This is a genomic window from Dysgonomonas sp. Marseille-P4677, from assembly GCF_016652235.1.
Lineage (GTDB): Bacteria > Bacteroidota > Bacteroidia > Bacteroidales > Dysgonomonadaceae > Dysgonomonas.
The window spans coordinates 1-1211 of sequence record NZ_JAEPKU010000270.1; the positions used below are offsets into that span (position 1 = coordinate 1).

Consider the following 1211-nt stretch of genomic DNA (forward strand, 5'->3'; position numbering starts at 1 on the left):
TATTTTCAATAGAGTCAGTTAGAGAGATATTGGCAGATGAGAAGCTAAACTCCTGTTATGTATCTTGTCTTACATATACATATTAACTAGAGACATTGTAGCTTCTGATAAATATATTTTATATTTCCCTCTTTCAATCATTTGACTCATAGCTTAATTGCTTGATAATTATATGACTTATCTACATTTGTGTTCAATGATATTTTTAGTTCATCTGCAATATTTGTGTTTCCAATCCACCTAATGGCGAGTGTTCCTTCTTGACTTCCTTTTATAGTTTTATTTATTTCCTTATATATACCAGACAGAAATAGGACTAGATCATTTTCAGAATAAAGAGAATAAGATGTTTGGCAACCAGCCTCATTTTTGATTAATAAAGGATTATTTTTTCTATATTCTTCAGAACTTATTACATTGTATAGACAAAGATAGTTTTCAAAAATTGAATTTTCTGTTATTTTATTTTGGGGATTAATATAAATACAGTGACCACCAAGTAAATATAGATCAACCCTTAGAATAAATACAGGAATAGTAACTTCTCCTATATTAATAAGTTTTAGTAAAAAATTCTCAACATTTTGATTCCCTATAGCTATGAATGCATAATCATTATCATTTACAAATTTAAGATTATGCAACAAAACAGTCTCAATTTTGGTTGTCTTGATTTCAACATTTTGATCAGGGTGAATATTTTTGATGTGGGGTTTTAGACCTTCTGTTTTAGGAGTATGAAGGTGATCTATTCCTAATAAATGCCTCCCAATATTATGTATTTTCAAAATATCATCATCAATCAACTTGTAATCTGGATAGTTCATTGCATTTAAGAAATATATAAGATTTGACCCAACACTACCAAGTCCAGGGACTAAAAACTTAAATTTAGCTTGAACCATACCTGCTGTACGATCTTCAATTCTTTGATTATTATATGTACCAGTACATATCCTATCAACATAATCATTCTTCTGAAAATTTGTAAATACTTTCCAATTGTTTAAGGTTCCTGGACGAAACCTCAAGATAACTTGAATGAACTTTCAAAGCTCTTCGATTCTTGTTTTAACAGACTTCAAATAAGGACGTTCAAACATATTTATTCAATTTACTCAATAAGAATAGCAAATTCACTCAAAGACATCACATAAATAAGTTTACTTATTCAAGAATCTCAAATTCAACTATTTTAGAGAGATATTATG

Annotated in this window: 1 protein-coding gene; it reads right to left on the reverse strand. The window is 28.6% G+C overall.

Annotation, left to right across the window (positions count from 1 at the left end; genetic code table 11):
• Nucleotides 1–146 precede the first annotated feature (146 nt).
• A complete protein-coding gene (locus tag JGH11_RS19995; protein WP_201114745.1) occupies nucleotides 147–1031 on the reverse strand; it encodes a ThiF family adenylyltransferase in 885 nt (294 codons plus the stop codon).
• Nucleotides 1032–1211 lie beyond the last annotated feature (180 nt).